This window comes from Streptomyces sp. YS-3 (assembly GCF_045257485.1).
Lineage (GTDB): Bacteria > Actinomycetota > Actinomycetes > Streptomycetales > Streptomycetaceae > Streptomyces.
Genome location: NZ_JBJHPC010000388.1, coordinates 1 through 6,992 on the forward strand (window position 1 = coordinate 1; position 6,992 = coordinate 6,992).

Genomic DNA, 6,992 nt, shown 5'->3' on the forward strand with positions numbered 1-6,992 from the left:
CCCCCGCCCCGCGCCGCAGGGTGTGTCCGGCGCCCGCCCGGGTCAGCGGCTCAGGGATGCGGAGCCGGAGGCCGCTCCTTCCAGGGTTGTGAGGAACTCCTCGTACATGTCCTCCATGAAGTGCTTGAACGACCCGTGCCGCACGGGAGGGGCACCGCGCACGCCCGCATACGTATGGAAGGCCCACTCACCGCGCTCGTCCACGTCGTCCGGGTCCAGCAGCACGTCCACCGTGGCGGGCTCCGCCGCCAGCTGGAGGCAGCGGCTCCACAGCCCGGCCACCCCGGCATCCGCCTCTTCCGCGCCCGCACCCCGGGATTCCAGCCAGTCCCTTCCCCGGCCGTGCGGATCCGCACACCAGTCGATCTCCTCGGTCCCGGCCAGCAGGTACACGGAGTTCCCCGCGTGCCGCCAGCCGTCGCTGACCTGGAGGAAGGAGCGCAGCGAGGGCGGCAGCGGGCACCCTAACCGCTCCTCCAGCGCGATGAGGCGCTTGTCGTCGGCGGGTTCGAAGCCCAGCCAACGCGCCTCCCGGGCTTCCCGGTCCCCGCCCCTCGGCTCGTCCTTCGCGTCCTGTCCATCGGCCCACTCGGCCCACTCGGCGCTCCAACGCTCAAGGAAGGGCCGCCATTCGAATCGCATCATGTCCCGATGGTGACACCCACCACTGACAACACCCCGGGGGCCGCGTGCGTACCGGATTCCCCTCGCCCGGGGCCGCACCCCGTCACGCGCCGACGCGCCGCCAGCTGCTCCGCGCCGCGAGGGCGAGCCCGGCGCTGAGGGCGAGGTCACCGAGGCGGTCGGCCCTGTCCACGTCCTTCACCGCGTTGATGAACCCGCCGAGCGCGAGCGCGGTCAGCAGCAGGGTGAAGAGCACCCAGAAGACTTTCACGACGCCTCCATGGCGACTCCGGGATACCGAAGAGGGGGCGCCAACCTAGCGGCGAGGCACAGGAGTTGGGCGGGAAACCGAGTGGGAATGCCCCGTCCGGGTGGTCGTGCTCATCAGGACGGATGAGTTTCCCGTGACCGGTGTCGCCCTCCGGACCGTATGAGGGCCGATCGGGTGGATCACAGCCATTCACCCGGATCACCCGCCCGACCAACGCGGACGGGAGCCTCTCGTCGCGGACGATCTGCTCGGCAGACGAACCGAAGATGAGAGAGGCCCGACCATGAGAAGACCCTCCCCGTCCCGCCGGTCGAAGGCGGCCCTCGGGCTCGCCGCGGCGGCGCTCACGCTCGGGGGACTGCTGCCGGCGGCGTTCGCCCCGGCCCAGGCCGCCCCGCCCGCCTCCGCCCGGGGCGGCGGGGAAGACTATCTGTACCCGCGCCACGAGCTGGACCCGCGGCTGCGGGCCAGGCTCGACAAGGCCGTGCGGGACGTCATGAAGCAGGCGGGCATCCCGGGGGTCCAGGTCGGTCTGTGGATGCCCGGCAAGGGCAGCTACGTCCGCGCGTTCGGCGTCGCCGACAAGCACACCGGCGCGCCCATGACCGACGACATGCGGATCCGCATCGGCAGCGAGACCAAGACGTTCACCGCCACGGCGGTCCTCGAACTCGTCGACGACGGCCGTGTCCGTCTCGACGACCCGATCTCCAAGTACGTCAAGGGCGTCCCGAACGGCCACCGCATCCGTCTGCGCGATCTGCTGGACATGCGCAGCGGTCTGTTCCCGTACTCCGCGGACGACACCTTCATCCACGACCTCCTCAGCAACCCCCAGCACGTCTTCACCCCGAGGGAGCTGCTGGCCTACGGGTTCAAGCACCCCAACGTGTTCGCGCCGGGCGCCAAGTTCCAGTACTCCAACAGCAACTACATCCTGCTCGGTCTGGTGATCGAGAAGGTGACCGGCAGGAGCGTACGGGACGTCATCGAGCACCGGGTCCTGCGGCCCGGCCACCTCGACGACACGCTCTTCCCGAAGGGAGCGGAGTTCCCCCGCCCGCACGCCCACGGCTACACCAACCAGACACTCACCGGAAAGGTCGTCGACAGCACCCACTGGAACCCGAGCTGGGCCTGGTCGGCCGGGGCCATGATCTCCGACCTGCACGACCTCAAGCACTGGGCCAGGGAGCTCGCCACCGGCACCCTCCTCTCGCCCGCCACCCAGGCCGAGCGCCTCAAGGTGCTCCCCACCGGCACCCCCGGCGCCGGCTACGGGCTCGGCATCGTCAACGTCAACGGCTGGACCGGTCACAACGGCTCGCTGCCCGGGTACGAGAGCCTGACCGTCTACCTGCCGGAGCAGAAGGCGACGCTGGTGGCGCTGCTCAACACGGACATCCTGTACCAGGGCCAGGAGCCGAGCACGGTCCTCGGCTCGGCGATCACGAAGATCGTCACACCGAAGCACGTCTGGGGCCTGTCGCCGCAGCGGTAGGCGGCGGTCTGTGGGGTGGTCCGTGCGGGCGCACGGACCACCCACCGGGTACGACCCCCCTCGGCGCCGGCAGGTCAGCCGAGCCGGGTGTCGGCGTAGACGGCCATCGCGTCGCGCTGGTAGACCGCGAGCCCGTCGGCGATCCTGTCGAAGTTCTCGCGGAACCGAGGGTCGTCGACGTAGGTCTGGCCGAGCCCCTTGTAGGCGGCGGCGTTCGGCGTCCAGAAGCGGCAGACGCCCTGGTAGTGGAGGTGCGTCTCGGCCTGCACCGCGGGGTCGGTGACCGGGGTCCCGGCCACCATGAACTCCGCGAAGCGGATCATCTGGGCCGTCACCTCGCGCTGCCAGTGCTCGGTGTCGTCGGGAGTCATCGTCTCGACGGCCTGCCGGGACTGCTCCCAGGCCTCCGGCCACTTCTCCCGCACCTCCGCCTCGGTCTCGGTGTCGGTGGCCTCGAAGCCCTCGAACAGGTTCTCCGGGCGGTTGATCTTCGCCATGGTGGTGTCCTCGTTCTCTTCCAGTTCGGCGATGGTGCGGCCGACCGTACGGGCGAGCGTCGCCAGCCGGTCGCGCTCCGCGAGCAGCCGGCGGTGGTGCTCGCGGAGCACCGCCACCCGGTCGACCTGGCTGTCCAGGACGGCCTGGATCTCGCGCAGCCCCAGGCCCAGCTCCCGCATGAGCAGGATCTGCTGGAGCCGCAGCAGGTCGGCCTCCTCGTAGTGGCGGTGGCCGTTGGAGCCGATCCACGCGGGCGGCAGCAGGCCGATCTCGTCGTAGTGCCGCAACGTCCGGGACGTCACCCCGGACATCCGGGCCACGTCCGCGATCGACCAGGGCATGGCCGTGCCTCCCATCGCCGGGCCGGTCTTTCCGGCCACACCGAGGACACTAGAAGTTGACGTTGCGGCAACCGCAAGCCGGAACGTGGGGGCTGAAACTACTACATTCCCGCCACCGCTCCCGGCGCCTCGGGCAGGCCCACCGCCGGACGTCGACGAGGGCGCGTCGCGGTCCTCCTATGCCACGTACGCCACGTTCGGGCAGGGGGTTGCTGTCCGTCCCCGCCGCGCCCTCGCGGGCTGCTTCGCGCCGGGTTCCCGTCCATGGGCGCGGGGAGGATAGTCGGAAGCCGACGGCCTGCCGCGCACCGGGCCCGGCAGGTCCCCCATGGAGGTGTCCGCTGTGACCACCACCCCCTCACCGGCACGCGCCGGCGTGGCTCCCGGCGGTCTGCCGCTGCTCGGCCACGCCTGGCAACTCCACGCCCGCCCCTTGGAGTTCCTCTCCTCGCTGCCGGCCCACGGCGACCTCGTACGGATCGGGATGGGGCCCTGGCCCGCCTATGTCGTATGCCGCCCGGACGCGGCGCACCAGATGCTCACCGACTCGCGGACCTTCGACAAGGGCGGCCCGTTCTTCGACAAGGCGCGGGTGCTGTTCGGCAGCAGTCTGCCCATGGCCGGCTGGCGCGAACACCGGTGGCAGCGGCGCCAGATGCAGCCCGCCTTCCAGCCCGGCCGTATCGAGGGGTACGCGGAGGTGATGGGCGAGGAGGTGGACCGTATGACCACCGCCTGGCGGCCCGGTCAGCGGCTGGACGTCACCGCCGCGCTGACCACCCTGACCCTGCGCATCGTCACCCGCAGCGTGCTGGCCGCGGAGGCGGAGGACTCGGCGGTGGCCGAGGTGCTGGAGAGTCTGCACACCGTCATCGACGGCATCTACCAGAGGGTGATGCTGCCGCTCGGGCCGCTCTACCGGCTGCCCACCCGGAACAACCGGCGCTACCGCCGGGCCTGCCGTCGGCTGCACCGCGCCATCGACGACATCATCGCCGTCCGGCGGGCGGCGCCCGGCGAGCACGACCTGGTGTCGATGCTGCTGAGGGCCCACGACGACGACACCGGCGAGCCCATGTCCGAGACGGACATCCGCGACCAGCTGATGGTGATGATCGGCGCGGGTTTCGAGACCACCGCCAACACCCTTGCCTTCGCCCTGTGGCTGATCAGCCAGGACGCGAAGGTACGCGAGCAGGTGCACGCGGAGGCGGACGCCACCCTGGCGGGGCGCACCGCCACACCCGCGGACCTCGACGGGCTGGCGTACACCCAGCGCGTCATCCACGAGGTGATGCGCATGTATCCGGCGGGCTGGTTCTTCACCCGTGTCACCACGACCGACACCTCCCTCGCCGGGCACCCCCTGCCCAAGGGCACCGCGCTCCTCTACAGCGCCTACCTCCTGCACCACCGACCCGATCTGTTCCCGGACCCGGAGCGTTTCGACCCCGACCGCTGGGCGCCCGGTGAGGCCGAGGCACTTCCCCGGGGTGCGCATGTGCCGTTCGGCGGCGGCAACCGCAAGTGCATCGGCGACCAGTTCGCGCTCACCGAGATGACGTTGGCGCTGGCCACGGTGTGCAGCCGCTGGGAGCTGACGCCCGACCCCGGGGCGACCCTGCGCGTACAGGTACGCGGCACGCTGGGACCGGGACCCCTCGACATGACGTGCACACCCCGCAGCGCGCCGCCCGGTTCAGCCTGAGCCGGCCGGGCTGCCCAACCGCGATGCGCCCGTGCCTGGGGGCGGCGCAGGCGGTGGAGGACCGGCTCGGGGTGACGACGCCGGTGGATCCGGGCGGACCGGTACGAGTGCTGTCGCCGGTGGATCCGGGCGGACCGGTACAGGAGCCGACGACCTGAACGCGCCGGTCCGGCCCAGGGGGAGCGCCGGAGACACCGTCCGGCCGGTGGCGGCCCACACCCCCCTCGACAGGACCACCACCTGCCGAGGTCGGGGCGCTGAGTCCGTCGCCCGGGGGTACTCGTTCTAGGCTTCACCCACCCGGTGCCGGCCCGGCCGCCGCCCCCGACCCCAGGAGTGCCCGTGTTCGACCCCGTGCTGGACAACCCCTACCCCGACAGCGGGCGCATCGACGACGTACCCGCACCGCATGTGCTGCTCGGGCCGGTGCTGGGCTTCATCGGCACCTGGCACGGCCGGGGCCAGGGGGCGTACCCGACCATCGAGGGGGAGTTCTCCTACGCGCAGGAGGTCGTCTTCAGCCACGACGGGCGCCCCTTCCTGCGGTACGAGGCACGGGCCTGGCTGCTCGGTGTCGACGACGCGCCGCTGCGCCCCTCAGCGCGGGAGAGCGGCTGGTGGCGGCTCCAGGCCGACGGCCGGGTGGAGGCGCTGATCACCCAGCCCACCGGTATCGCGGAGCTCGCGGTCGGCCACGCGGGTGAGAACACGGTCGACCTCTCCGCAGATCAGGTGGCCCTCACCCCGACCGCCAAGGAGGTGAGAGCGACGCGGCGCCGCTACACCCTCACCGGCGACGACACGCTCACCTTCGTCCACGACCTCGCGGCGGTCGGACAGCCGCTCCAGCACCACCTCTCGGCGCGCCTGCGCCGCACGGCATAGCCCTCCCCGGCCGTCCGCTCCTAAGCTTGCGCCATGGACCGGGATCCGCACGACGCCGCCGAATGGCCCCAGGGACGCAACCCGCACCGCCGGAGGATCGGCGTGCTCGGCTGGTCGCTGCTGCTCCTGCTGCTGCTCGCGCTGTTCCTTTTCGGGCCACGCTGACGGCCCCGCCGAAACGCGCGCGGCGCCGCGCCGGGGCGGTACGCCCGGCGCGGCTCCGAATACGTCAGACCTGCGGCCAGTCCCAGCCGAGCTGGAGGAAGAGCCCGAGGCGGTCGCTGACCGCGCGGATCTCCGCGATCTTCCCCTCGGCCAGGGTGAAGATCCAGATCGCCTCGACATCGAAGCCACGGCCGGTCGGCTCGGGCATCCGGGGGTGCGTCCCGCCGTGCACACCGCGTTGGGTGACCCGGGCGACCACCCGGTCCCCCTCGCCGATCAGTTCGTCGACCTGGACGGTGAGCGGATCGAACGCGGCGAGCTGCTGCCGCAGCCCCTCGAAGGCCGCGCCCGGCTCGTCGGCCTCACCGTGGATGATCTTGTTGTGGTCCACGACGTCGTGCGCCATGAGCCGGGGCAGGTCCTCCAGCCGGCGGTCGCTGACCGCCTCGAAGAAGCCCCGCACTGCCTTCTTGTTGTCGTCCACCACAGCTGGTCCCCCGAGTGATCGTTTATTGGCGGAGCCGAGAGTAGACGTACGACCGGTTCCCCCGTCAACTCCGTCGACGGGGGAACCAGTAACTCCACTTGTGCCTCGACACCGGTCAGTTGTGCCCAAACTTCCGTGACTGCTTGTGGGAGGCCTCCGGCGGGACCGGACGCATCGCCTCCCTCGCCGCGGGCGACCTCGTCGGCTCCTTCGTCTCCGCCGTCGCGACGCGCTCGTGACCGCCGGTGCGGGCGCCACGGTTCTGTCGGGTCTGCTTCTTGCCCACGACACCGCCTCCCTCAAGGGACCTCGAAGGCTGAACCCCACCAGGGTCGCACATACGTACGAAGATCGCATTCCGGGCAGAACGGGAGAAACCATCGAGGTGCGGGAGCCCCTCCCGGCCGCCCGCGAAAGATCACTTCCATGTCCGGACTGTAGGCTCCAGACCCTTCCCCGCCAGTGGGGTGCGACGGCCAACTCCCGCTCCCTCGCCGCCATTTCGGCCACCC

The 6,992-nt window shown here is 71.3% G+C and carries 8 protein-coding genes; 4 read left to right on the forward strand and 4 right to left on the reverse strand.

Annotated features, from left to right (window positions below; translation table 11 throughout):
• Nucleotides 1–42: 42 nt before the first annotated feature.
• Nucleotides 43–645, reverse strand: a complete 603-nt coding sequence (locus ACJA3G_RS25905) for an SMI1/KNR4 family protein (protein ID WP_406555455.1) — start codon at nucleotides 643–645, stop codon at nucleotides 43–45.
• Between the two features lie 82 nt (nucleotides 646–727).
• A complete protein-coding gene (locus ACJA3G_RS25910) occupies nucleotides 728–895 on the reverse strand; it encodes a hypothetical protein (protein WP_406555456.1) in 168 nt (55 codons plus the stop codon).
• 283 nt (nucleotides 896–1,178) lie between these two features.
• Between ACJA3G_RS25910 and ACJA3G_RS25915 the strand changes: the two genes are divergently transcribed.
• A complete protein-coding gene (locus ACJA3G_RS25915; RefSeq protein WP_406555457.1) occupies nucleotides 1,179–2,396 on the forward strand; it encodes a serine hydrolase domain-containing protein in 1,218 nt (405 codons plus the stop codon).
• A gap of 74 nt (nucleotides 2,397–2,470) precedes the next feature.
• Here the strand turns inward: ACJA3G_RS25915 and ACJA3G_RS25920 are convergent, their stop codons facing one another.
• Entirely contained in the window at nucleotides 2,471–3,235 is a 765-nt protein-coding gene (locus ACJA3G_RS25920; RefSeq protein ID WP_406555462.1) for a MerR family transcriptional regulator, read from the reverse strand.
• Nucleotides 3,236–3,578: 343 nt separating this feature from the next.
• Here ACJA3G_RS25920 and ACJA3G_RS25925 point away from each other — a divergent pair, with 343 nt between their 5' ends.
• From ACJA3G_RS25925 to ACJA3G_RS25935, 3 genes are all read left to right on the forward strand, one after another.
• Nucleotides 3,579–4,943 carry a cytochrome P450 gene (locus tag ACJA3G_RS25925; protein WP_406555458.1) on the forward strand — a complete coding sequence of 455 codons (1,365 nt, stop codon included), beginning with the start codon at nucleotides 3,579–3,581 and terminating at the stop codon, nucleotides 4,941–4,943.
• A 342-nt stretch (nucleotides 4,944–5,285) separates the two neighbouring features.
• Complete coding sequence (locus ACJA3G_RS25930) at nucleotides 5,286–5,828, forward strand: FABP family protein (RefSeq protein ID WP_406555459.1); 543 nt, start codon at nucleotides 5,286–5,288, stop codon at nucleotides 5,826–5,828.
• Nucleotides 5,829–5,861: 33 nt separating this feature from the next.
• Complete coding sequence (locus ACJA3G_RS25935; RefSeq protein ID WP_406555460.1) at nucleotides 5,862–5,993, forward strand: hypothetical protein; 132 nt, start codon at nucleotides 5,862–5,864, stop codon at nucleotides 5,991–5,993.
• 64 nt (nucleotides 5,994–6,057) lie between these two features.
• On the opposite strand, the gene ACJA3G_RS25940 is transcribed toward ACJA3G_RS25935, so the two are convergent.
• Nucleotides 6,058–6,477: an ester cyclase gene (locus ACJA3G_RS25940; RefSeq protein WP_406555461.1), complete on the reverse strand. Its 420-nt coding sequence runs from the start codon at nucleotides 6,475–6,477 to the stop codon at nucleotides 6,058–6,060.
• Nucleotides 6,478–6,992 lie beyond the last annotated feature (515 nt).

Coding starts and splice junctions, on each gene's coding strand:
- ACJA3G_RS25905 (WP_406555455.1), bottom strand. CDS start 645: ATGATGCGATTCGAATGGCGGCCCTTCCTTGAGCGTTGGAGCGCCGAG.
- ACJA3G_RS25915 (WP_406555457.1), top strand. CDS start 1,179: ATGAGAAGACCCTCCCCGTCCCGCCGGTCGAAGGCGGCCCTCGGGCTC.
- ACJA3G_RS25935 (WP_406555460.1), top strand. CDS start 5,862: ATGGACCGGGATCCGCACGACGCCGCCGAATGGCCCCAGGGACGCAAC.
- ACJA3G_RS25920 (WP_406555462.1), bottom strand. CDS start 3,235: ATGCCCTGGTCGATCGCGGACGTGGCCCGGATGTCCGGGGTGACGTCC.